Source organism: Nocardia sp. A7 (assembly GCF_046549215.1).
GTDB lineage: Bacteria > Actinomycetota > Actinomycetes > Mycobacteriales > Mycobacteriaceae > Nocardia.
This window is the reverse complement of the sequence record NZ_JAJPWE010000009.1, coordinates 55,844-78,146: the sequence shown is the minus strand read 5'-3', so window position 1 is coordinate 78,146 and position 22,303 is coordinate 55,844. Positions and strand designations below refer to the sequence as shown.

Here is a 22,303-nt window from a genome sequence, read left to right as displayed (position 1 = left end):
GGGGTTCGTTCAGGTCAGCGAACTGAATTCGGTCAGGACCGTGCCGTGTCGGACTACACCGGACAGACCAGGCAGTTCGGCCGGCGGCGACCAGGTGCGGAACCCGTCATAGCTGTCGCTGAAGTAGTAGCGACCTTCGGTATAGGCGTCCAGGTAGATACGGTGCCCGCCGTCGGGGAGGCGGGCGATCGACTGCCCCTCCCGCGGTCCACCCCAGCCCGCCCAGTCGCCCGTCGCGACGAAGCGGTACGGCCCGACGGGCCGATCGGCGACGGCGAGTTCGATCAGCTTGGAGTCCTCGTTCTTCACGAACGCGAACAGCCGACCGTCCAGGCGGACCAGTGTGGTGTCGATATGGCCGAGCGAGCCGGGTCCAGTGGGACCGAGGCCGAGCATGGGCACCGGCGGCGACCAGGTGGTGAGCCCGGCATCGAGTGGGATGAGCAGATGCGGGGTGAAGCCGTGACCCCAGGTCAGCGACACGATGATGCCCACTCGCCCCGCCGCGTCGGCGTACCACTCCGGCGCCCACGCGCCGTCGAGCCTGCCCGCCACCAGCATCGGCACATCGGTGAGGAACGTCCAGGTGACCCGGTCACGGCTGCGAGCCAAGCCGATCGCGGTGGCGTCGCCGGCGATCGTGTAGGTGAGGTAGTAGTGGCCGTCGGTGTGCAGCAGCACGCTCGGATCGCGGACCAGGCCGGTCGGAGGAGAGTACGCGTGCTCGGCGACCGGGGTGAAGTCGGTACCGTCGGCGGACTCGTAGACCGCCAGGGTGGTATCGCTGTCGACGCGGAAGGCGGTCATCGTGTAGCGGACCGGGGTGCGGTTCGGGTCGACGCCGACCCCTGGACCGAGAACGGACTGTGCTCGAGCCGTACCTGCCGCCAGCAGGGGGAGTCCGGCCAGCAGTGCGAGTGCGGATCTGCGGCCCACCGTGATCGCCATGACCTGGGATTATCCGGGCGGATCTCGACCACTCGGAGTAGGCGCGCCGTCGGTCAGGGAGTGGCGGGCTCCGGGTCGAGGACCGGCGCGTCGACTGGGAGTCGGAGGTCGACGATCAGGGCGATCAGCCCGATCGACAAACAGACGGCCGACACGATGATCGCGACCGGATGGGTGCCGCCGGCCAGTGAACCGGCCAGCACCACCGTCGAGATCGTGCCGGGTGCCGAACCGACCAGTGTCGCAACGAGATACGGACCGACCCGGACCGAGGACAGTCCACAGCAATAGTTGACGATGGAGAACGGTGCGAAGGAGATCATCCGGATCGCGGCGACCGCGAGCCAGCCGCGCCGGGCCAGTCGATCGTCGATCGCCCGCACCGCAGGGTGTGTGAGATGTTCGGCGACGCGGTCGCGTCCCAGCGCGCGCACCCCGAGCAGTGCCACCGTCGCGCTCACCGCTGTGGCGGCCATGGCGACGACCGACCCGAGGATCGGACCGAACAGCACGCCGCTGGTCACGGTGAGCACGGTGCGGGGAACGGGCGCGACGGCGACCACCGCATAGAAGAGGAAGAACAACAGTGGCAGCAGCGGCCCGGCCCCACCGGCCCACTCGCGGATCTGCTGTGGGCCCGGCAACGGAACCAGCATCGCCACCACGAACAGCGCGGCGAGCCCGGCCACGGCGATGAGCAGGCGCGGGGAACGGATCAGTCGGGGCACCCGGGTCAGCGTACCGGCCGGTAGGGGATGGCCCGAGAGGGTGGACACCCTGTCACAGTTAGCATCATGGGGGAACCGGATACCTCCTGGTTCGCTGTGGGCCCGCTTGTGGGATTTCACGGATCGGCAGCACACCGGGGTGCGGTCGTCGAATGGAAGAGAGAACAGCAGCTATGCCGATTGGTTCAGAGTCCGGGGCGGGGCTCGCACCGGATCCGGTGCCCGAGTACGCCGCGTGGCGCAAGGGTGTGGCGGGTGTGCTGGCGAAAGCGCGACGGGTCGAGGCTTCCGAGCTCCCCGCCGAACCGGAACATCTGCTCGACGAGACGACCTACGACGGGCTCACGATCGCCCCGCTCTACACCCGCCGCGACGAGCTGCCCGAGCAGCCGCTGCCCGGCGCCTTCCCCTACGTGCGCGGTGGCGATGCCGCTCGTGACCCGCAGCGCGGCTGGTTCGTCGGCGCGTTCGCGGGCACGGACGACGCCGAGGCCACCAACCGGGCGATTCTGACCGGTCTGGAGAACGGTGTCAGCGCGATCGCACTCGGTGTGGGCGCCTACGGCGTCGCTGTCGACGACATCCCGGTCGCTCTGCGTGGCCTGCTGTTCGAGCTGGCTCCGTTGACGTTGGTGGCCGGTGCGGCGACCAGCACGGCCACCGATCGCGTGTTCGAGGTACTCGACGGGTACTCGATCGCCGATCGCACGCAGATCCGGGTCGGCCTCGGTGCCGCCCCGCTGACCAGCGCCTTCACCGGTGCCGAAGACCTCGACCAGGCCGAGGCCGTGGCGTTGGCCGTGCGCGCGATCGCCCGGCCCGAGAAGGTCCGCGCGATCACGGTGGACGGCATCGCCTTCCACAACGCCGGTGCAGCCGACGCGCAGGAGGTGGGCGCCGCTGTCGCGGCCGGTCTGGCCTACCTGCGCCTGCTGACCGGTGCCGGGGTCGACATCGCCGACGCGTTCGGTCAGCTCGAGTTCCGCTTCGCGGCCACCGACGACCAATTCGCCACCATCGTGAAGTTCCGGGCGGCTCGGCGACTGTGGGCGCGCGTCGCCCAGGTCTCCGGTGCCCCTGCCTTCGGTGCCGCTCCGCAGCAGGCGGTCACCTCTGCCGCCATGATGACCCAGCGAGACCCCTGGGTGAACCTGTTGCGCACCACGCTCGCCGCCTTCGGCGCCGGCGTCGGCGGCGCCGATTCGGTGACCGTGCTGCCCTTCGACGCGGCGCTGCCCGCGGGCGAACTCGGCGTGTCCACGACGTTCTCCCAGCGCCTGGCGCGCAACACCCAACTGCTGCTGCTCGAGGAAGCCCGCCTCGGGCACGTGCAGGACCCTGCCGCCGGTTCCTGGTACGTCGACAAGTTGACCGATGAACTCGCCGCCAAGGCATGGCATTTCATGCAGGAACTCGAGTCGGCGGGCGGCTACCTCGCCGCGCTCGACGCCGGTGTGCTCGCGGCCCGGATCGCCGAGACCGCCGCCACCCGCGCCGCCGACGTGGCCCACCGCAGGACCGCGGTCACCGGTGTCAACGAATTCCCCAACCTCGCCGAGACCCCGCTGTCGGAGCAGGCCCGTGAACCGGGCCCCAACGCGCGCTACGGTGCCGCCTTCGAAGAGCTGCGCAACCGCTCCGATGCCTACCTGGCTGCCAACGGCGCCCGTCCGAAGGCACTGATCGTGCCGCTCGGCCTGGTCGCCGAACACAACGCGCGCACCATCTTCACCGCGAACGTGCTCGCCTCGGGCGGCATCGAGTCGGTCAACCCCGGTCCGCTCACGATCGACGCGATCGCTACCGCCGCAGCCGAATCCGGTGCGCGCATCGCAGTCCTGTGCGGTGCCGACAAGCGCTACGGCGAACAGGCGGGAGCCGCGACCGACGCGCTGCGCGCCGCCGGAATCGAGACCGTGCTGCTGGCCGGAGCGGAGAAATCGGTCGAGCAATACAGCGGGACGCAGCGTCCCGACGGGTACCTCGCCCTGCGCATCGACGCGGTCGCGGTCCTGTCGCAGCTGCTGGAGAAGGTGGGAGCCTGATGACCACATCTGATATCGAGCACGTCATCGGCAGCTTCGCCGAGGTGCCGCTGACCGACCACGCGCCCGCGCCCGCCGACGTCGACGCCGAGCAGGTGCGCGCCTTCGTGGCCGATGCCGCGACGGCCAACCAGACCACCGCCGAACAGCTGGTCTGGTCGACTCCGGAGGGCATCGACGTTCCGCCGGTGTTCACCAAGGCCGACCGGGACGCCGTGGTGGCACAGGGCTACCCGCTCGATTCCGTGCCGGGCGTCGCGCCGTTCCTGCGCGGCCCGTACCCGACCATGTACGTGAACCAGCCGTGGACGATCCGCCAGTACGCGGGCTTCTCCACCGCCGCGGACTCGAATGCCTTCTACCGCCGCAACCTGCAGGCGGGCCAGAAGGGCCTGTCGGTCGCCTTCGACCTCGCCACCCACCGTGGCTACGACTCCGACCACCCCCGCGTCCAAGGTGACGTCGGCATGGCCGGTGTCGCGATCGACTCGATCCTGGACATGCGCCAGCTCTTCGACCAGATCCCTCTGGATCAGGTGTCGGTCTCGATGACCATGAACGGTGCGGTGCTGCCGATCCTGGCGCTCTACGTCGTCGCCGCCGAAGAGCAGGGCGTGACGCCCGAGCAGCTGGCCGGAACCATTCAGAACGACATTCTGAAAGAGTTCATGGTCCGCAACACCTACATCTACCCGCCCAAGCCCTCGATGCGGATCATCTCCGACATCTTCGCCTTCGCCAGCGCGAAGATGCCGAAGTTCAACTCGATCTCCATCTCGGGTTACCACATCCAAGAGGCCGGTGCGACAGCCGATCTGGAGCTGGCCTACACCCTGGCCGACGGCGTGGAGTACATCCGCGCGGGTATCGCCGCGGGCATGGATGTCGACAAGTTCGCGCCGCGCCTGTCGTTCTTCTGGGCCATCGGCATGAACTTCTTCATGGAGGTCGCCAAGCTGCGTGCCGGGCGGCTGCTGTGGAGCGAGCTGGTGTCGAAGTTCGAACCCAAGAGCGCGAAATCGCTGTCGCTGCGGACACATTCGCAGACCTCGGGCTGGTCGCTGACCGCGCAGGACGCCTACAACAATGTGGCGCGCACCTGTATCGAGGCGATGGCCGCGACCCAGGGACACACCCAGTCGCTGCACACCAACGCGCTCGACGAAGCCCTGGCCCTGCCGACGGACTTCTCCGCCCGCATCGCCCGCAACACCCAGCTGCTCATCCAGCAGGAATCCAACACCACCCGCCCGATCGACCCGTGGGGCGGCTCGTACTACGTCGAGTGGCTCACCCACCAGCTCGCCGAGCGGGCGCGCGCCCACATCGCCGAGGTCGAGGCGCACGGCGGAATGGCACAGGCGATTTCGGAAGGTATTCCGAAGCTGCGCATCGAAGAGGCCGCCGCGCGGACCCAGGCGCGCATCGACACCGGCCAGCAGCCGGTGATCGGCGTCAACAAGTATCAGGTCGAAGAGGACCACGCCGTCGAGGTCCTCAAGGTCGAGAACTCGCGGGTGCGGGCCGAACAGATCGAGAAGCTGGAACGGCTTCGCGCCGAACGGGATTCGGTCGCTGTGGAGCGCGCGCTGGCCGAATTGACCCGTGCGGCAGCGTCTTCCGAGGGTGGCATGGAGAACAATCTCCTCGCGCTCGCCATCGACGCGGCCCGTGCCAAGGCCACCGTCGGTGAGATCTCCGACGCGCTGGAGAAGGTGTACGGCCGCCATCAGGCCGAAATCCGTACCCTGTCCGGTGTGTACCGTGACGAAGCAGGCAAGGCCACCAACATCGGCGCCGCCATCGCGCTGGTCGAGGAGTTCGGCGAGGCGGAAGGGCGCCGTCCGCGCATCCTGGTCGCCAAAATGGGCCAGGACGGTCACGATCGCGGCCAGAAGGTGATCGCGACCGCGTTCGCCGACCTCGGCATGGATGTCGACGTGGGCCCGCTGTTCCAGACGCCCGAAGAGGTGGCGCGCCAGGCGGCCGACAACGACGTGCACATCGTCGGTGTGTCCTCGCTGGCCGCCGGTCATCTCACGCTGGTGCCCGCCCTGCGGCAGGCGCTGGCCGATGTCGGCCGCCCTGACATCATGGTCATCGTCGGCGGCGTGATCCCGCCCGGTGATTTCGACGAGCTCTACGAAGCCGGTGCTGCCGCGATCTTCCCGCCCGGCACCGTCATCGCCGACGCGGCCATCGACCTGCTGAAGAAGCTGGGCGCCGCGCTCGGGCACGAGATCGGTGGCGGCACAGGCGAATGAGCGCCGCACAGGAAGCCGGGGGTGCCGACGCGCACCCTCGGCTCGGGACCACCGCGGGCGTCGGCTCGCCGCGCAACGAAGGGCGCACCGCCGTGGGTGTTCGCCGGACGATCGACGTCGACACACTCGCCGATGAGGTGAAGGCCGGGCAGCGGTCGGCGTTGGCTCGCGCGATCACGCTCGTCGAATCCGCCCGCTCCGACCACCGCGAACTGGCTCAGCAGCTGCTGCTGCGGGTGGCGGCGGAACCGGGCAGTGTCGTGTCGAACCGGGTCGGTATCACCGGCGTTCCCGGTGTCGGCAAGTCGACCTTCATCGATGCGCTCGGTATGTACCTGCTGGCCAAGGGGCATCGGGTCGCGGTACTCGCGGTCGACCCGTCCTCGACCCGCACCGGCGGCTCGATCCTCGGCGACAAGACGCGGATGGCGCGGTTGTCGCTGGAGGCCGACGCGTTCATCCGCCCGTCGCCGACCGCGGGCACGCTGGGCGGGGTGGCCAAGGCGACCCGCGAAACGATCGTGCTCCTGGAAGCCGCCGGATACGATGTGATCCTCGTCGAGACCGTCGGCGTCGGCCAGTCCGAGGTGACCGTCGCCAATATGGTCGACGTGTTCTGCTTCCTCACGCTGGCCCGCACCGGAGATCAGTTGCAGGGCATCAAGAAAGGTGTGCTCGAGCTCGCCGAACTCGTCGCCGTCAACAAGGCCGACGGTAAACACGAGATCGAAGCCAAGGGTGCCGCCCGCGAATTGGCGGGTGCTCTGCGCTTGATCCACCCGCACGACGCACTGTGGAAGCCGCCGGTGCTCACCATGAGCGGCCTGGAAGGCGTTGGTCTCGACAAGTTCTGGGACACCGTCCTCGACCACCGCCGAGTACTCACCGAGGCGGGTGAATTCGCCGAGAAGCGCCGCCGTCAGCAGGTCGACTGGACCTGGACAATGGTCCACGACCAGATCCTGCGTCGCCTCGCCGACAATCCGAACGTGAAAGATGTTCGCGCGCAGGTGGAATCAGCTGTGCGAGCGGGGACGCTGACGCCGGCTCTCGCGGCCGAAGAGATCTTGGATGCCTTCGACGCCTGATCGGCGATGCGTCCTCACAACCAGCGGATGCGGCGGAAGGCCACGGCCAAGGTCGAGCAGATGGTGGCCATGATGATGAGGACCGCGGGGTAGCCCCAGGTCTGTCGGAGTTCGGGCATGTGATCGAAGTTCATGCCGTAGATGCCGGCGATCATGGTCGGGACGGCCAGGATGGCGATGTACGCGGAAATCTTGCGCATGTCGGTGTTCTGCTGCACGGCGATCTTGGCCACGGCGGCGCCGACCAGGGTGGTGAGGGTTTCGTCGAGGTCGTTGATGCGTTCAGCGACACCACTGTGGTGGTCGGCGACATCGCGGAGGTAGCGGCGCACTTCCTTGGGTAGGGGCGTGCGCGGCGCGGTGAGGGTCTGCAGCGGACCCGCGAGCGGGCGCACGGCGCGCCGCAACTCGACAATTTCCCGTTTGAGCTGGTAGATCGCCTCGATCGGGAGCTTGCTGCGCGGGCTGAAGAGCTCTTCCTCCATCGACTCGACGTCGAACTCGACCGCCTGCGTGACATCGATGTAGGTGTCGACGACATGGTCGGCGATCGCGTGCAGTACCACACCGGGGCCGAGCGCGAGGCGATCGGGTTCGGCTTCGAGCTCGTGCCGGACCGCGGTGAGTTCGTTGTGTTCGCCGTGGCGGACCGCGACGACGAAATCGGCGCCGAGGAAGACCATGATCTCGCCGGTCTGCACGATCTCGCTGACCGTGTGCATATCGTGTTCGACATAGCCGACGGTCCGCATCACGGTGACCATGGTGTCGTCGTAGCGTTCGAACTTCGGGCGCTGCCTGCCGGTGACCGCGTCCTCGACCGCGAGCTCGTGCAGTCCGAATGTCTCGGCGATCTCGCCCATCTGGCGCAGGTCCGGGTCCAACAGGCCGATCCACACGAAACCCGCACCGCGCCCACGGATTTCGGCCAGGGCGGTCTCGGGGGTGAATCGGCCGGGCAGGCGTTTGCCGTCGACGTAGGCGGCGCAGTCGATGATGGCGCGCGCGGTCGGGACCGCGGGTTTGGGGACGACTTCCACTCGGCGCCTGCTGCGGGACAGGAACGGGGCGCCTGCCACCACTGCCCCGATGCTGCGCCGATACCCGGCGGTAGGGGAGGCATGTGGGCCGTCGGCCATCGTCCACCTCGCTCTCTTCGATCGTTGCGCAGCATCCCACGGCTGCGAACACCGTCGCAACCGAACCAGGGGTTGCGCGGATCGTCACGAGTGTGAACACGATCGTCACGAGTGTGAATACGTAGGTATGTGCCTAAGTATTCGAGCGGTGAACTATCTCCTCGCCCAGGCCTGCGCGGGTCCGTGCGGTTGTTCATCGCACCATGACAACGCGCGAATGCCTGCCCGTCGCGCCGTCGGGGAACGGGGTTGCCCTGGCGTCGGTCTGTACCTCCCCGGTGGCATCGACCGCGCGCACACGTAGAGAATGAGTGCCCGGCGAGGCATCCCAGGTCCAGGTCCATTGGCGCCAGGTATCGAGGGAGTAGGCCGTGGCGAGTGTGGTCGGCTGCCACGGGCCGTCGTCGACCTGGACTTCCACGGCGCTGATCCCGCGACCCTGGGCCCAGGCGACGCCTGCCACTGTGACGGTTCCGGCGTCGAGGTTGGCGAAGGCCGCCGGGACATCGATCCGGGAGGCGGTCTTGACCGGTGCCCGCGGTGCCCAGTCGCGTTGCGTCCAGTACGCCTGGGCGCGGTCGAATCGGGTCAGTTCCAGGTCGACAACCCATTTGGTGGCCGAGACGTAGCCGTAGAGGCCGGGCACGATCATGCGGGCCGGGTAGCCATGGGCGACGGGCAGCGCTTCGCCGTTCATCGCGACGGCGAGCAGAGCGTCGGGGTTGTCGAGCACGGCGGCCAGTGGTGTGCCGGCGGTGAATCCGTCGATGCTGCGCGACAGGATCATGTCGGCGTCGGAGGAAGGGCCCGCCTCCGCCAGCAGATCGGACAGGCGGTATCCGGTCCACAGGGCGGTGCCTGCGAGATCACCACCGACCTCGTTGGAGACGCAGGTAAGTGTGATGAGCGCCTCGACGGCGCGCTTGGCACTCAATTCGTCGAAGTCGAGACGTATTTCGCGGTCCACCATCCCGTGGATGCGTAGCCGCCATTGCGCGCGGGTCAACGACGGGAGTTGTAGCGCGGTGTCGACCCGATAGAAATCGTTTGCGGGCGTGACGAATCGAGTGAGCCCGGGAATCGCTCGGTCCATCTCGGCGGTGACCGGTGGCGCCGGAGCCGCGACCCGTGGAAGGACGAAACCCGCCCGGTCGGCAGTGATATCGCGCAGTCGGGTGCCGATGACCCGCCCCGCCGCACCCGCCGCCGCCGCACCCGCGGCCACCGCCGTCAGCGCGAGCAGGAAGCCGCGCCGCGTCGGCCCCGTCGCCCGGACACCATCGGACGGTACGAGGAACAGCGCGCACAGCGCCGCGATCCCCGCCAGCGACCCGACCAGCGCGGGGACAACGAAAAGCGGTGTGGCAGTGGGGCGGAGCAGCGCCAAGCCCGCTACAACCACACCGAGAACGCCCAGCAGGCTCGCCGCCGTAGCCAGGCTGCGGCGGGCTACCTGGCCGATCATCGCGGCAGCCACCGCCATGACCAGGCCCATCGTGACGGCCAGGGCCAACTTGTCGTTGGCGCCGAACCAGCGAATAGCGCTGTCCTTCAACCACTTCGGGGTCTGATCGACCACGGTGGCGCCGAGGACGAAGAAGGGGGAGGAGGCGGGATCGATGAACACGGCGACGAGGTGTCCGACCCCGAGGACGAGCGCTGCGGCCGCGGCCGCAGCGGCCGCCGCAGCGAGACGGCCCGGATGGCGATGTGTGAAACGTCGTGGGCGAACCATGGTGTCACTCCTGGTGTTCGAGTGTCGGCACGGTCCGCCGCAGCGGGTCAGCCGACGGTCATGCTGACGATCGGGTCGGTGGTCGGCCCGGGCGAACCACCGGCGGGTTCGACGGTCACCGCGAGGATGTCGGCGACGTCGACAGCGGTGACGACCGAGGCCGGACCGTCCATCACCGCCACCGATTTCGTGCCGCCCGCGTATGGCATCAGCCACAGCTGGTAACTGCGATCGGCAGGCAGCGCGGGCATATCGTCGAACGACACCGCGGCGGCGCCGAGGGCCTTCGATTGGTACACTGTCATCGCGCCGCCGCCGGTGATGGCGACCGAGGACTCCTGGCTGTCGGGCTGGTCGAGCACCTGCTGTGCGGTGACGGCTCCCGTGCCTTCATTCGCGCGCTCCATCACCACCGCGATGCCGACGCCGGCGCCGACGGCCACGATCGCCGCGGCGGCGACGGTCAACCATCGCAGCTGCCATCGTGTGCCGCGTGCGCGGTGGCGCGCGAGCGGATGTATCTGTGGGTCGTGGCGGTCCAGTGCCCGCATCAGGGCGGATTCGAGTCGTGCCGGTGGTTGGACCGAGTCGAATACGGTCAGTTCCGCCATGGTCTCCTGGATGCGGCGCACGAGGGTCTGGAATTCGGCGGCCCGGTCGGGTCCGGCAGCCTCCAGCCACTGGTCGAGTGCCTGTCGCTGCGCGGGATCGAGCGCGTTGATGGCATACGGGTAGGCCTCGTCGAGCCACGACCAGGGGGTCCGCCGATCGGTGTCGCTCATCGGGAACTCCCTCCGGTCAAACAATTCTCGAGCCTTTTCAAGCCGTCTTTGATCCGGCTCTTCACTGTCGGCAACGGCACCGCCAAGGTCTCGGAGACCTCGAGGTAGGTGCGGCCGCCGTAGTAGGCCAGCGCCACCGCTTCGCGCTGGAGGGCGGTCATCGTCTCGAGACAGTCCAGTACCGACTGCTCGTCGAGTCGCTGGGTGACCTCTTCGGCCACGATGTCGTGGTCGCAGCCGAGGTGGGCGTGACCGAACACGATGTCGCGGCGGGTGGCCGACTGCTCGGCCCGCACCCGGTCGACCGCGCGCCGGTGGGTCAGCATCATCAGCCAGCCGATCGGGCTGGCCTTGGCCGGGTCGTACTGGCCGGCCAGCGACCAGACCTGGAGGAAAACCTCCTGGGCGATGTCCTCGGCGGCACCGTGGTTGCGCACCACGCGTAGCGCGAGTCCGAACACCCGTGGGCTGGTGGCCCGGTAGAACTCGGCGAACGCTGACCGGTCACCTGCCGCGACATCGTCGAGCAAGGTGACCAGCTGCGCTTGCACGGCATAGTCGCGCCGGTCGCCCGCCGGGCAGGCCGGGGCCGGCTCGGTCACCGATCGCAGGCGGATCGGTGAGGAGCCCGGCCGGGTCGTCATCGTGTGGTCCCTGCTTGAATCAGCATGAGAGGGATTTCGGCCTGCCTTCGGGTTCGGATGGGCGCCGCCGAGATATTTCTGCTGCGACGCTGGACTGCGCGCCGGTGCGACCATCGTCGACATCACGCCGCAGGCGGCATGAGCACGCTGTCGATCATGTACACGGTGGCGTTGGAGGTGCCTACGCCGCCGCAGATGTTGTTCGCGTCGGCGACCTTGATCGTGTCGCCCGAGCCGGTGACCGTGACGTCGGCGCCCTGGACCGTCTTGTGCGTGCCCGCGATGTCCTGCGGAGCGATCCGGCCCGGCACCACGTGATAGGTGAGGATCGAGGTGAGAGTGGCCGAATCGGTCTTCAACGATTCGATCGTGGCCGGATCGATCTTCGCGAACGCCGAGTCGACGGGTGCGAAGACGGTGAACTGGCCGCCGTTGAGCGTATCCACCAGGTTGACCTCGGGATTGAGTTTGCCCGAGACCGCCGAGACCAGCGTGGTGAGCATCGGGTTGTTGGACGCGGCGACGGCGACCGGTTCCTGGGCCATCCCGCTGACCGAGCCGGGACCACTGGGAACCTGGGCGGCGTATGCCGCGCATCCGGGACCGACCAGGTCGGAAGCGGCGGATGCGCCGGTGGTGGTGGTCGGTGCCGACGTCATCGGCGCGGAGGAGGATGAGGCGGCGGTGGTGCTCGAGTCATCGTCGGAACAGGCCGTGAGGCCGAGTGCCGAGCCGAGCAGCATCGTCGCAACGAGGGTTTTGGGCAGAGAGCGCATGATGTTTCCGTCACTTCCGTCGAGGCGGCGAAGTGCCGCACTTGTTCTGGATGTAACGGAGTTCGGCAGGCTCGGTGGTTCGGACTGGTCGCGAGCGGCACTGTTTTCCTCGACATCGCCTCAGCTGCCGACACAGTCGATGATCGGCGCGGGATAGTCCGCCGGATCGATGTTCGCGCGCCACGGACGGTGGATGCTCGCGCCGGGCAGGTGCGCCAACTCGGGCAGCCAGCGCCGCACGTAGGCGCCGTCGGGGTCGTAGCGGTCGGCCTGGCGCAGGGGATTGAGGACCCGGTTGGGCCGGGTGTCGGTGCCGGTGCCCGCGGCCCACTGCCAATTGAGCTGGTTGTTCGCGAGGTCGGCGTCGACGAGCCAGCGCAGGAAGTGTGCGGCGCCGACCCGCCAGTCCTGGTGTAGCGACTTGGCGAGGAAGCTGGCCGCGATCAAGCGCGCTCGGCCCGGCATCCAGCCCTCAGCGTGGAGTTGCCGCATGCCCGCGTCGACGATCGGGTAGCCGGTGCGCCCTTCTCGCCAGGCAGTGACGGCCTTCTCGTCGTCGGGGCCCGCACTCACGCGCCTGCGGTAGTCCGACCAGGCGGCATCGGGGCGGGCCGCGAGCACCTGGTGGTGGAAGTCGCGCCAGGCCAGCTGTCGGACGAAGGCGAGCCCGCCTTCGTCCGACGAATCGACCCGGCTCAGCACCTCGGTGGGCGACACGCATCCGAAGTGGATATAGGGCGAGAGTCGGGAGGTGGCGTCTGCGGCGAGATAGTCGTTGTCGCGGGCATAGCCGGTGATCGGGCCGTCGAGCCAATCACGCAGCAGGGCACGTCCGGTGGACTCGCCGCCGACCTGCAACTGTGGCGACGGCTCCTCTGAGTTCAGATCCTGCGCCCCTGGCAGCGCATCGCTCCGGATCGGCGGCACCACCAGTGATCGCGGCGCCGGTAGTGGAGTGCGGTGATGGGCCGCGCTCCAGCGGCGGAAATACGGGGTGAAAACGGCGAAATGATCGCGTCCCGTCGAGGGAACGAGCTCGGCGGAATGGGCTGTGACGGAACCGGAATGGCACTGCACGGTGATGTTCGGGATCTGACGCAGCGCCTTCTCGCGTTTGCTGCTGTAACGGCTGACGTCCTCGGCCAAATGTACGCTCGTGGCGCCGGTCTCCTGCACCACTCGGCCGACCTCGTCGATCACCGCGCCACGGCGCACGACGAGTGTGCCGCCGAGTGCGCGCAGTTCCTTGTCGAGTTCGGCCAGTGCGGCGGCGAGGAAGTGCGCGCGATTGGGCGGGCAGCGATCGGGCACCAGCGCCTCGTCGACGACGAACAACGGCACCACCTGGTCGGCTTCGCGCGCGGCCGCGGTGAGCACCGGATTGTCGTGCACGCGCAGGTCGCGAGTGAACAGGGCGATGGCGACGCTCATCGTGCGCAGAGGGGCTGTACGCCCTCACGTCCGCCGGTCGTGGGTGAGGTGAGATAGATGCACGGATCCTGGCCCGCGATCCTGATCTCCTCGTCGATCTGCTGCCAGGTGGTGTCGTCCAGCGCCGGAGTGCGGGAGAGGACGAAACCGGAGAGCCTGCTCGGCGAGGTGACCAGCGCCCACGAATAATCCGGGCCGAGCGCGGTCACGATGTAGTTCGTCGGTCCCTCGCGCCCGTCCTGGCCGGGGATACCCGGAAAGCTCACGTGCAGTTGGGCGTTCGTGACCGGGTCGTTCACCGTCGCGGTGCCACGGATCTCGTCGACGCCGCCGGTCCAGGTGCTGCAACGGTTGAAGACGCCGACGTCGCCGCTCGGGTCGAGGGTGTAGGTCGCGGTCGTATCGCGCGCGCAGTTGAGGTTGAACGGCTGTGGTACCGCCGCGAGCTGATGCCATTGGCCGAGGTATCGGTCGAGCTCGAGGCGAGGTACCGGCGCGGGTGGTTCGGCGGCCGCGGTGGCCGAGCCCGTGACGGCGAGGCCGGCGGCGATCAGCAGGGTGGTTGTCCACGGGCCGAGACGGGTGCGCACTAGAACTCCTCGCGGTAGGTGGTTTCTGGCCATGCTAGCAGTAAATGATGCACTATTGATGCATGAAGCGGATGGTTCGGTGGGACGTCGGTTCGGCGCGCAGCGTACGCCGCCGCCGTGCGGAGGCCGGGCCGTGACGCGCCGGTCATGGCGGTCCGGGCAGAATGAAACGATGCCCGCCGGTTCTGCTCCCGAATCCGTCGCGGCCGGATTCACGGTGCGCGCGGTGGCCGACCGTCTCGGCATCCCGACCGCGACGCTGCGGAGTTGGAACCGCCGTTATGGCATCGGTCCCGCCCAGGACCGGCCGGGCCGCCATCGGCTCTACTCCGACGCCGATATCGCGGTGCTCGAACACATGCTCGCGCTCATCGGCGGCGGCGCGAGTCCGGCCGGGGCCGCGGCGGCGGCTCGTGGGCCCGTGCCGGTTCTCGGTGACCGCTCCGGCCTGCTCGACGCGGCGTTCGCACTGGATACCACCGCGGTCCACGCGCAGCTGGACGCGCACGTGCGGGCTCATGGTGTGGTGCAGACATGGGACACCCTGTGCCGCCCTGCCTTCGCTGATGTCGTCGCACGTCAGAGCGGCGGTGAGGGATGCATCGACGTCGAGCACCTGCTGTCGTGGTCGATCGCGGCAGTCATGCAACAGGTGAAACCGGCGCAGAGCAGCGCGCCCGTGCTGCTCGCGTGCACCAGCGGCGAAACGCATTCGCTCCCGCTCGACGTGCTGCGTGCTGCCCTGGCGCAGGCCGGGGTGGGTGCGCGCATGCTGGGCGCCGACGTGCCGACGGTGGCGCTGTCCGATGCGCTCGCCAGACATCCGAGCGGTGTCTCGGTGCTGCTGTGGTCGCAACGCGAGTCGACCGCGCTGACCTCGGCGGTGCTGGCGTGCGCGCGGGCAGGTGCGCGGGTGTTCGTCGGCGGGCCGGGCTGGGATGTCGTGATGCTGCCCGAGGCGGCCGAGCGGGTCGGCGGACTCGCGGCCGCGGTAGACGCCCTCCGCTGATCAGTCTCGCCAGACGCCACATGCCGCCTCGGCGTCCACGGTCGATCATAGAACGATGCGCAGTCGATGCGTGCGGGCCGCACTGCTGACTTCCGGGTCTACGGACTGCCGACAACTGGCGCCGTAACGCGTCAGCTCGCGGTCCGTCCGAGCAGATGCCGCAGAGTCTCCGCCAAACCCTCGGTGCGGAAGGTGTGCCCGGCCTCTGTCAGTCGGGTCGGCGTCACCCGCTGATTGGCCTCGGCGAGTTCGCGCGCCCCCTGCTTGCCGAGAAGTACCGCCGGACCGAAACTCGGGACCGGCAGCAGTGCGGGACGGTGCAGCACCCCCGCCAGTACCTGCGTGTATTCGCTGTTTCGAACCGCTTGCGGTGCAACGGCATTGACCGGACCGGCCATCGTGGTGTCCCACAGTGCGCGATGGTAGACATCGACGAGATCGTCGATACCGATCCAGGACAACCACTGTCGGCCGTCCCCGATCCGGCCACCGAGCCCGGCGCTGAACAACGGTCGCAGCAACCGCAGGGTGCCGCCACGCGGAGACTGCACGATGCCGGTGCGCACCCGCACGACGCGGACTCCGCCCGCCGCCGCGGGCTCGCACGCGTCCTCCCACTGTTCGACCACATCGGCCAGGAACCCGTCACCCCGTTCGGACTGTTCGGTGAGCGTCTGCTCGCCGCGGTCGTAGCCGTAGTAACCGATGGCGGAAGCGCTGACGAACGTGTCGATGCCAGAGGCGGCGGCGAGCTCGGCGAGTCGCCGCGTCGGCTCGATGCGGCTGTCGGCCACCGCCCGCCGATGCGCGGCGGTGAACCGTCCGGCGATGGATGCCCCGGCCAGATGAACCACGGCATCGATGTCGGCGAGCAGGTCAGCGGCCGGCGCGGCGGGGTCCCACTGTCGTTCATCAGGATGACCCGCGCGATGGCGGACCAACCGCACCACGCGGTGCCCACCGGTACTGAGGAAGGCGCTCAGCGCGGAGCCGACCAGCCCCGACGCGCCGGTGATCGCGATCGTCGTCGGTTGCCAGCCGGACTCCGTCGCGCGCCGGTGGGCGGCCAGATCATCGGTCAGCTGGCGGTAGCGGTAGTCGAACATCGGCCGCAACAACGACTCCGGAATCGGTGTCCGCACCCGATCGATGACTCGGGTGTGCGCGTCGTCGATCTCGGCGAACTCGTGTTCATGCCGCCACGGCAGCAGCCGGGAGACCGGCAACGAGGCCGGTCCGTCCGCCGCGACGGCGTCGGCGAACCGCTCCGGCGGCCGATACTGCTCGGGGTCGTGCTGGGCGATCCAGCGCAGCCCGCCGGGAAGACGAAGCACCGCGCGCCCGGTGGCCAGTGAATCGGCTTCGTCGAGCAGGGTGACCGGCTGCCACGGGGGTGCCAATCGCGTGAACGCACCTCTACGGGCGAACCAGGCGAAGACGTCGGCCCTGGGTGCTGCGACGATGCCAGAACACTCGATGCCCATGACTCGACTGTAGTCACGATCCGCGCTCGGTGAAGCGATGACGCATCGAAGACTGCGATTGATCGGTCATTGACGCGATCTGCTGAGGCAACGATGCAGAGTCATGGCACCTTGTCCGGACGTAATCCCTAGCCGTGACCCATGGCGCCCATGTCCATCTGCATGGGAGCTGGTTGCTGACCAGGGGCGAGGACCAGGAATTGGCCCATCATGCCCTGGTCTTCGTGGTGGAGGAGGTGGCAGTGATACATGTACGGGTAGGTGGGATCGGTGTGGTCGGCGAAGTGCATGGCGAGGGTATAGGTGGTGTCCGGGGTGGTGTAGACGGTGTCCTTCCAGCCGGAAAGTGCTGGGGGAGGCGGGTTTCCGTCGACAGCGACGACCTGGAACTGGACATCGTGGACGTGGAAGTTGTGGGGCCAGTTGTCCTTGTTGCGCACCGTCCAGACTTCGGTGGTGTCGACGGGGACGGTCATGTCGATGCGGTTCATGTCCATGCGGCGGTTGTTGATCATGAACCACTGGAGGTCGAACGAGCGCGTCGCCGGGGTCGTCGCGGCGGCCAGCGCGGGCATCGGGATCAGGGCCGCGGGTAGGGCGGCGGACGCGCGCAGGGTGTCGGCGGCACGCAGTGTCAGGATGTCGAAGGTGTCGTCGAAGCCGAACTCGGCGGCGCGGTCTATGCCCGCGCGGTCGGTGATCGGCAGCGAGCGTAACGTGACGTTCTCGCCGGCGACCAAGGAGACCACCAACTCGACACGTTCACCGGGGCTGAGTTGGATTCGGTTCAGGGTGACGGGTTTCGGAAGCAGGCCACCGTCGGTGGCGATGAGCTGAAACGCTCGGCCGTCGCCGAAGGACAGGTTGTAGAGACGGCCCGACGAGCCGTTGAGGATGCGCAACCGGACCCGTTCGGTGCTGACGGACAGGTGGGCATTCGCGATGCCGTTGGTGACGATCGTGTCGCCGAGCAAGCCCACATCGGTGGTATCGGATTCGTCGATGGCGCCGGCTGCGGTGAAGCGGCGGTCCTGGATCACCAGCGGAATGTCGTCGACGCCGTACTCTTTCGGCAGATCCAGCGCATCGGCCGCGTCGTCGTCGATCAGGAAGAAGCCGGAGAGCCCACGGTGGACGTGCTTTTCGGTCGCGCCGTGCGGATGCGGGTGATACCACAGCGTCGCGGCCTGCTGGCGCACCGTCCAATTCGGTGTCCATACCGCGCCCGGCGCGATCATCTGATGCGGCCCACCATCGAACTTCGCGGGCAGGTGCATGCCGTGCCAGTGCACCGAGGTGGGTTCTGCGAGATCGTTGGTGATGGTGAAGGCGACCTGCTCGCCGCGTCGGGCTCGCACGGTGGGGCCGAGAACCGAACCGCTGTAGCCCCACGTCGGGGTCTGCCTGCCCTGGATCATCTCGGTAGTGCCCGTCCGAGCCCGCAGCGTGAACCGGCGGACACCGTCGGCACCGACGGTGGACGCGGCCGGCGGCGGGATGGGTAACGGGCGGGTCGAGTCGGCTGCCGAACCAGGTGCCGACGGGCGCATCGAACATCCGGCCGCGTACGCCACCGGTGCGAGGGCGAGCCCGGTGAGAAATCCTCGTCGCGAGACCAACGTGTGCTCCTTCTGTGCGGGAACCTCCAGCTTTGTTCGGTCACGGCCGCGGCGACTCCGCCGAACAGCCGGATCAGGACAGCCGGAATCCGCCCGCGCGACCCTTGCGGACGTGCTCGTGGCGTGGTAGCCGAGGTCTGATCTGGCGCCCTGGCAGCGGGCCGACCACGTGCCCGCGCGGACTCGCCGACCGCCTACTCGCGCGGTCCACGCCCTTCGGTCACCTAGCGTGGGGGCGTGATCGACATCCGTGCACACCGCGACTGGCGAGGGCTGCTGCGGTGGCTGCCGCTCGTGCTGATCCCGGTATTGCTGCTGGCCAGCACGTACCCGGGCCAGTACCGTGTGCCACCGCACTACTGGGTGCTCGCGATGACGGCGGGCGTGGTGTTCCTGGCCGGGTCGCGGTGGCCGCTCGCGGTGTCGATGGTGCTGTCGGCGTTGGCGGTGCCGATGCTGCGGACAGACGCCTGGGGCGTGTCGGGCCTGGTGCCCTACCTCGGTGCGGTGGCGCTGGTCGACGTGGTCGCGCGCACGCACCGGTGGTCGATCGCGGCGGTGGCGACGGCGGGTTGGGCAGCCGCCGTGGCGCTCGGGCGGGTCGGTCTGCACGACAACTCGATCGGCCGGGCGTCCACCCTCGTCGAGGCCGCGGCGTATGTGGGACTGCCGTTGCTGCTCGGGTTGTACCTGCGTGGGCAGCGTGACCTGGCGGAGAATGTGCGCATGCGCGCCGAAGAGGCGCAATCACGGACCCGCCTCGACGAGCGAGCCGCACTGGCCAGAGAACTCCACGATGTGGTCGCCCACCACATGGCTTCGATCATCCTTCGGATCTCGGTCGCCGGACATGTTGTGCGAGAAGCCGATCCGCGCGTGCGTGCCGTCCTCGACGACGTACGCGGCACGGCGGCCGACGCACTCGCCGACATCCGCAGGCTGCTCGCCGCGCTACGTGATCCGGCCCTCGGCACCGTCGCCCTGGTCGACTCCGACGCTGTCGCCACCGAGATCACCGCCGCACTCACCCGAGTGCGCGCCGCCGGATTCACCGTAGAGGCAACCGTGGACACCGATCTCGACGGGCTCGACGCCATCAGCAGGCTCACACTGTTGCGATTGGTGCAGGAATCGCTGACCAACGTGATGAAATACGCGGATCGTGGTGTGCCCGTGCGGTTTCGGGTGGGCAGCAGTGGCGGCGGCATCGCGATCGAGGTTGTCAACGGTAGGCGCGAAACGGCGGCACCGCCGGGACACGGCATCGTCGGAATGCGGGAACGGGCCGAACTCGCCGGTGGGACACTCTCAGTCGGCGCCGAGGAACGAACCTGGGTGGTGCGGGCGTGGCTGCCCGACAGCGCGCGAGCGGAGGAGCTGTTGTGATCACCGTGCTACTCGTCGACGACCAGCGCCTGGTCCGCGCGGGCCTGCGGATGCTCATCGAGGACACCACCGACCTGGCCGTCGTGGGGGAAGCGGCCAACGGCGTCGAAGCGGTGCGGCTGTACGCCGAACTCACCCCCGATCTCGTCGTCATGGATCTGCGGATGCCCGGCCTCGACGGTGTCGCGGCGACCCAGCAGATCCTCGCGTCGTCGCCGCGCGCGAAAGTGCTCGTGCTGACCACCTTCGATGACGATGAACACCTCTTGCCCGCGCTGTCCGCCGGTGCCGCGGGCTATTTCGTCAAGGACACCGAGCCGGCCGTGCTGCTCGACGCGATCCGGCGCACGGTGGAGGGCGACCTGTTGTTCTCGCCCGCGCTGCTGCGCCGCCTGGTCGACCGGGCGCTCGCGGCACCGTCGGCGCCGGTCCCCACGCCCGATCTGACACCACGGGAGCGCGACGTCCTTCGTCTCGTCGCCGAGGGGTACGGCAATCAGGAGATCGCTGACCGGCTCCACCTGGGCGTGAGCACCGTCAAGACCCACATCGCCAACCTGCTCGCAAAGACCGGCACCGACAACCGTGTTCGGCTCGCCGTCTACGCGGCCGAGATCATCGGCCGCTGAAAGCCAGGCGCGGTCACCGGCGTCCGAGGGAATGCGCACCGAGGGGCGCACGGTCACAGGTCGAAAAGGGCAACCGCGTTGTTGTGGCACACGTTTCGAATCCACTCGGTGCCGAGGTCCAAGCGTTCGAGTGCGTTGACCGCCTCGGCGTAAGGGTAGGGGATATTGGGGAAGTCGCTGCCGAAGAGAATGCGATCACCGAAGCGGATCAGTCGATCGCGTTCGGCGGGCGGATAGGGCGCGCCACCCTCGCTGAAATCCGTCCAGACCATGGTGGTGTCGAGAAAGAGCTGGGGGTACTGCTCGGCCAGGTCGAGGAACTCACTGTATTCGGGGGTCCCCATATGCGCGATGATCAAGCGCAGGGTCGGAAATCGGTGCAGCAGTTCGCTGATGGGGCCGGGGCCGGTGAATTCTCCGGGTGCGGGACCGGAGCCGCAATGGATGAGAACGGGGGTTCCGGCTTCGGCGAGGATCGCCCACACCGGGTCGAGCAGGGGATCGAGCGGGGAGAACGCGCCGACCTGGATGTGTACCTTGAAGACTCGCGCACCCGCATCGATCGCCGCTCGCACATAGCGGGGCGCGTCCGGTTCGGGATAGAAGGTGGCGGTGTGCAGGCAGTCGGGCGTGCGAGCGGCGAATTCGGCGGTCCACGAGTTGAGCCACTCGCCCATGCCGGGCTTGTGCGGGTACACCAGCGAGGTGAACGCGCGAACACCGAAGTCGCGCAACGTTTTCAGGCGCACCTGCTCGTCGTCACGGTAGGTGATCGGCCATGGTCGGCCCGTCAGCGGACCGGCGGCATCGAAATAGGCCCAGACCTTGCGCATCACCTGATCGGGCATGAAGTGCGTGTGCACGTCCACGATCGCGGGGAGGGCGTAGCGGGTGCGGAAGTCGGCGAGGTAGGCGACGGTGTCTACGGTCATGACTGCTCCGGGTAGAGGTGGCGGGCCAGCGCACCGACGCGGGTGACGAGGCGTTCGAAGAAGACGGCGGGGTCGGTGCCGATCACGATGTCGGCGTTGGGTTTTCGGCCCCACATCCCCGCCCAGTCGGCAACGGTGGTGGCCCGGGTGATGGTGCCGGCCAGCTCCACGTCGACGGTGGCCGGGCGGGTGATCGCCAGGGCCGGATCCAGCGCGACCGCGGCGGCGAACGGGTCGTGCATGTGCGCCAGATAGCCCAGGTCGTACTGGTGGTGGAAGTCGAAATAGAACCGCACCGCGTCGGTGAGATAGCGGATGATCGGATTGCTCGCCGCCGAGCGGAATTCGGGGGGATCTCCTGCGCCGATCTGCTCGACCGGTGCGCTGTGTGCCGACCGTGCGAGCGATGCGAGGTGTTCGGGGAGCATCTCGATGGACTCGGTGATGTCGAGCGCGCAGACCAGTGGCCTGCGGTCCTGTGGAGCCGCGGAGAAGGCGTCGAAGACCTCCTTGGCCGCTTCGGGGTCGACGTGAATGTTCCACTCGTTGGTCGGGGTGGTGTTGCCGGGGTGGTTGAACGCGCCGCCCATGATGACCAGGCGACGCAGCAGGCGCGGCAGCTCGGGCTCGATGCGCAGGGCCAGCGCGAGATTGGTCAGCGGACCGGTGCACAGCCCGGTCACCTCGCCGGGGTCGGCGCGAACCAGGTCCACCCAGAGTTGGGCCGCCGACCGGGACGACAGCGAACGCGGCGAGACGGGCAGCTCGGCGTACCCGAGGCCCTGCGGGCCGTGGGTGTCCTCGGTGGTGCGCAGCGGGACGGCCAGCGGTTCGGCCGCGCCGAGCGCCACCTCGATCTCGGGTGCCCGGCCGAGATCGAGCACGGCCAGCGTGTTCGCCGCGACCTGCGCGCCGTCCACGTTGCCCGCGGTGGCGGCGATGCCGATGATCTCGGCGTCGTCGGAAGCCAGCAGGTACAGGATGGCCAGGGAGTCGTCGATCCCGGTATCGACGTCGAGGATGATCTTCTGCGGCACGTCATCGAGAGTAGCCGCGGACCTTTCGCGGTCCGCG

19 protein-coding genes are annotated in these 22,303 nt (G+C 68.5%); 6 read left to right on the top strand and 13 right to left on the bottom strand.

The genetic code is table 11. The annotated features are described in order from the left end of the window. Positions 1-9: 9 nt before the first annotated feature. Positions 10-948, bottom strand: a complete 939-nt coding sequence (locus ACLJPD_RS32070; protein ID WP_410877207.1) for a hypothetical protein — start codon at positions 946-948, stop codon at positions 10-12. A 53-nt stretch (positions 949-1,001) separates the two neighbouring features. Further along, positions 1,002-1,676, bottom strand: coding sequence for a TVP38/TMEM64 family protein (locus tag ACLJPD_RS32065; protein ID WP_410877206.1), 675 nt, complete (start codon positions 1,674-1,676; stop codon positions 1,002-1,004). Positions 1,677-1,849: 173 nt separating this feature from the next. Here ACLJPD_RS32065 and ACLJPD_RS32060 point away from each other — a divergent pair, with 173 nt between their 5' ends. The 3 genes from ACLJPD_RS32060 to meaB are packed head-to-tail and all read left to right on the top strand — an operon-like array spanning position 1,850 to position 7,073. After that, positions 1,850-3,721: a methylmalonyl-CoA mutase family protein gene (locus ACLJPD_RS32060; protein WP_410877205.1), complete on the top strand. Its 1,872-nt coding sequence runs from the start codon at positions 1,850-1,852 to the stop codon at positions 3,719-3,721. Then, a complete protein-coding gene (gene scpA / locus ACLJPD_RS32055; protein WP_410877204.1) occupies positions 3,721-5,985 on the top strand; it encodes a methylmalonyl-CoA mutase in 2,265 nt (754 codons plus the stop codon). The genes ACLJPD_RS32060 and scpA overlap by 1 nt, the downstream gene beginning before the upstream one ends. Then, a complete protein-coding gene (gene meaB / locus ACLJPD_RS32050) occupies positions 5,982-7,073 on the top strand; it encodes a methylmalonyl Co-A mutase-associated GTPase MeaB (RefSeq protein ID WP_410877203.1) in 1,092 nt (363 codons plus the stop codon). Before scpA ends, meaB begins: the two co-directional genes overlap by 4 nt. 14 nt (positions 7,074-7,087) lie before the next feature. On the opposite strand, the gene ACLJPD_RS32045 is transcribed toward meaB, so the two are convergent. The 7 genes from ACLJPD_RS32045 to ACLJPD_RS32015 form a co-directional block, all read right to left on the bottom strand. Continuing rightward, positions 7,088-8,212 carry a magnesium and cobalt transport protein CorA gene (locus ACLJPD_RS32045; RefSeq protein WP_410877202.1) on the bottom strand — a complete coding sequence of 375 codons (1,125 nt, stop codon included), beginning with the start codon at positions 8,210-8,212 and terminating at the stop codon, positions 7,088-7,090. A 193-nt stretch (positions 8,213-8,405) separates the two neighbouring features. Continuing rightward, the gene (locus ACLJPD_RS32040; protein WP_410877201.1) at positions 8,406-9,947 is read right to left on the bottom strand and encodes a molybdopterin-dependent oxidoreductase; all 1,542 of its coding nucleotides are present in this window, start codon (positions 9,945-9,947) and stop codon (positions 8,406-8,408) included. Positions 9,948-9,994: 47 nt separating this feature from the next. Then, a complete protein-coding gene (locus tag ACLJPD_RS32035; protein ID WP_410877200.1) occupies positions 9,995-10,729 on the bottom strand; it encodes an anti-sigma factor domain-containing protein in 735 nt (244 codons plus the stop codon). Next, positions 10,726-11,373, bottom strand: a complete 648-nt coding sequence (gene sigK, locus ACLJPD_RS32030; RefSeq protein WP_410877199.1) for an ECF RNA polymerase sigma factor SigK — start codon at positions 11,371-11,373, stop codon at positions 10,726-10,728. Before sigK ends, ACLJPD_RS32035 begins: the two co-directional genes overlap by 4 nt. 122 nt (positions 11,374-11,495) lie before the next feature. Beyond that, on the bottom strand, positions 11,496-12,149 hold the full coding sequence (locus ACLJPD_RS32025; protein ID WP_410877198.1) for a fasciclin domain-containing protein: 654 nt from the start codon (positions 12,147-12,149) through the stop codon (positions 11,496-11,498). 120 nt (positions 12,150-12,269) lie between these two features. Continuing rightward, the gene (locus tag ACLJPD_RS32020) at positions 12,270-13,580 is read right to left on the bottom strand and encodes a cryptochrome/photolyase family protein (RefSeq protein ID WP_410877197.1); all 1,311 of its coding nucleotides are present in this window, start codon (positions 13,578-13,580) and stop codon (positions 12,270-12,272) included. Continuing rightward, on the bottom strand, positions 13,577-14,170 hold the full coding sequence (locus ACLJPD_RS32015; protein ID WP_410877196.1) for a lipocalin family protein: 594 nt from the start codon (positions 14,168-14,170) through the stop codon (positions 13,577-13,579). The genes ACLJPD_RS32020 and ACLJPD_RS32015 overlap by 4 nt, the downstream gene beginning before the upstream one ends. 172 nt (positions 14,171-14,342) lie before the next feature. On the opposite strand from ACLJPD_RS32015, the gene ACLJPD_RS32010 reads away from it, so the two are divergent. Continuing rightward, complete coding sequence (locus tag ACLJPD_RS32010; protein WP_410877195.1) at positions 14,343-15,179, top strand: MerR family transcriptional regulator; 837 nt, start codon at positions 14,343-14,345, stop codon at positions 15,177-15,179. Between the two features lie 131 nt (positions 15,180-15,310). On the opposite strand, the gene ACLJPD_RS32005 is transcribed toward ACLJPD_RS32010, so the two are convergent. Next, the gene (locus ACLJPD_RS32005) at positions 15,311-16,663 is read right to left on the bottom strand and encodes a TIGR01777 family oxidoreductase (protein ID WP_410877194.1); all 1,353 of its coding nucleotides are present in this window, start codon (positions 16,661-16,663) and stop codon (positions 15,311-15,313) included. A gap of 128 nt (positions 16,664-16,791) precedes the next feature. Beyond that, complete coding sequence (locus ACLJPD_RS32000; protein ID WP_410877193.1) at positions 16,792-18,282, bottom strand: multicopper oxidase family protein; 1,491 nt, start codon at positions 18,280-18,282, stop codon at positions 16,792-16,794. 237 nt (positions 18,283-18,519) lie between these two features. Between ACLJPD_RS32000 and ACLJPD_RS31995 the strand changes: the two genes are divergently transcribed. Together ACLJPD_RS31995 and ACLJPD_RS31990 are read left to right on the top strand one after the other, a co-directional pair. Then, a complete protein-coding gene (locus tag ACLJPD_RS31995) occupies positions 18,520-19,668 on the top strand; it encodes a sensor histidine kinase (protein ID WP_410877192.1) in 1,149 nt (382 codons plus the stop codon). Beyond that, positions 19,665-20,297 carry a response regulator gene (locus ACLJPD_RS31990; RefSeq protein ID WP_410877191.1) on the top strand — a complete coding sequence of 211 codons (633 nt, stop codon included), beginning with the start codon at positions 19,665-19,667 and terminating at the stop codon, positions 20,295-20,297. The genes ACLJPD_RS31995 and ACLJPD_RS31990 overlap by 4 nt, the downstream gene beginning before the upstream one ends. A gap of 53 nt (positions 20,298-20,350) precedes the next feature. Here ACLJPD_RS31990 and ACLJPD_RS31985 read toward each other — a convergent pair whose 3' ends face one another. Together ACLJPD_RS31985 and ACLJPD_RS31980 are read right to left on the bottom strand one after the other, a co-directional pair. Continuing rightward, complete coding sequence (locus tag ACLJPD_RS31985; RefSeq protein ID WP_410877190.1) at positions 20,351-21,229, bottom strand: amidohydrolase family protein; 879 nt, start codon at positions 21,227-21,229, stop codon at positions 20,351-20,353. Then, a complete protein-coding gene (locus ACLJPD_RS31980; RefSeq protein ID WP_410877189.1) occupies positions 21,226-22,266 on the bottom strand; it encodes a nucleoside hydrolase in 1,041 nt (346 codons plus the stop codon). Before ACLJPD_RS31980 ends, ACLJPD_RS31985 begins: the two co-directional genes overlap by 4 nt. Positions 22,267-22,303 lie beyond the last annotated feature (37 nt).

Excerpts from the sequence above, each read along its gene's own strand:
- ACLJPD_RS32025 (WP_410877198.1), bottom strand. The coding sequence starts at position 12,149 with ATGCGCTCTCTGCCCAAAACCCTCGTTGCGACGATGCTGCTCGGCTCG.
- ACLJPD_RS32060 (WP_410877205.1), top strand. The coding sequence starts at position 1,850 with ATGCCGATTGGTTCAGAGTCCGGGGCGGGGCTCGCACCGGATCCGGTG.
- ACLJPD_RS32005 (WP_410877194.1), bottom strand. The coding sequence starts at position 16,663 with ATGGGCATCGAGTGTTCTGGCATCGTCGCAGCACCCAGGGCCGACGTC.
- ACLJPD_RS32010 (WP_410877195.1), top strand. The coding sequence starts at position 14,343 with ATGCCCGCCGGTTCTGCTCCCGAATCCGTCGCGGCCGGATTCACGGTG.
- ACLJPD_RS31985 (WP_410877190.1), bottom strand. The coding sequence starts at position 21,229 with ATGACCGTAGACACCGTCGCCTACCTCGCCGACTTCCGCACCCGCTAC.
- sigK (WP_410877199.1), bottom strand. The coding sequence starts at position 11,373 with ATGACGACCCGGCCGGGCTCCTCACCGATCCGCCTGCGATCGGTGACC.
- ACLJPD_RS32035 (WP_410877200.1), bottom strand. The coding sequence starts at position 10,729 with ATGAGCGACACCGATCGGCGGACCCCCTGGTCGTGGCTCGACGAGGCC.
- ACLJPD_RS32045 (WP_410877202.1), bottom strand. The coding sequence starts at position 8,212 with ATGGCCGACGGCCCACATGCCTCCCCTACCGCCGGGTATCGGCGCAGC.
- ACLJPD_RS32070 (WP_410877207.1), bottom strand. The coding sequence starts at position 948 with ATGGCGATCACGGTGGGCCGCAGATCCGCACTCGCACTGCTGGCCGGA.
- ACLJPD_RS32020 (WP_410877197.1), bottom strand. The coding sequence starts at position 13,580 with ATGAGCGTCGCCATCGCCCTGTTCACTCGCGACCTGCGCGTGCACGAC.
- ACLJPD_RS32040 (WP_410877201.1), bottom strand. The coding sequence starts at position 9,947 with ATGGTTCGCCCACGACGTTTCACACATCGCCATCCGGGCCGTCTCGCT.
- meaB (WP_410877203.1), top strand. The coding sequence starts at position 5,982 with ATGAGCGCCGCACAGGAAGCCGGGGGTGCCGACGCGCACCCTCGGCTC.
- scpA (WP_410877204.1), top strand. The coding sequence starts at position 3,721 with ATGACCACATCTGATATCGAGCACGTCATCGGCAGCTTCGCCGAGGTG.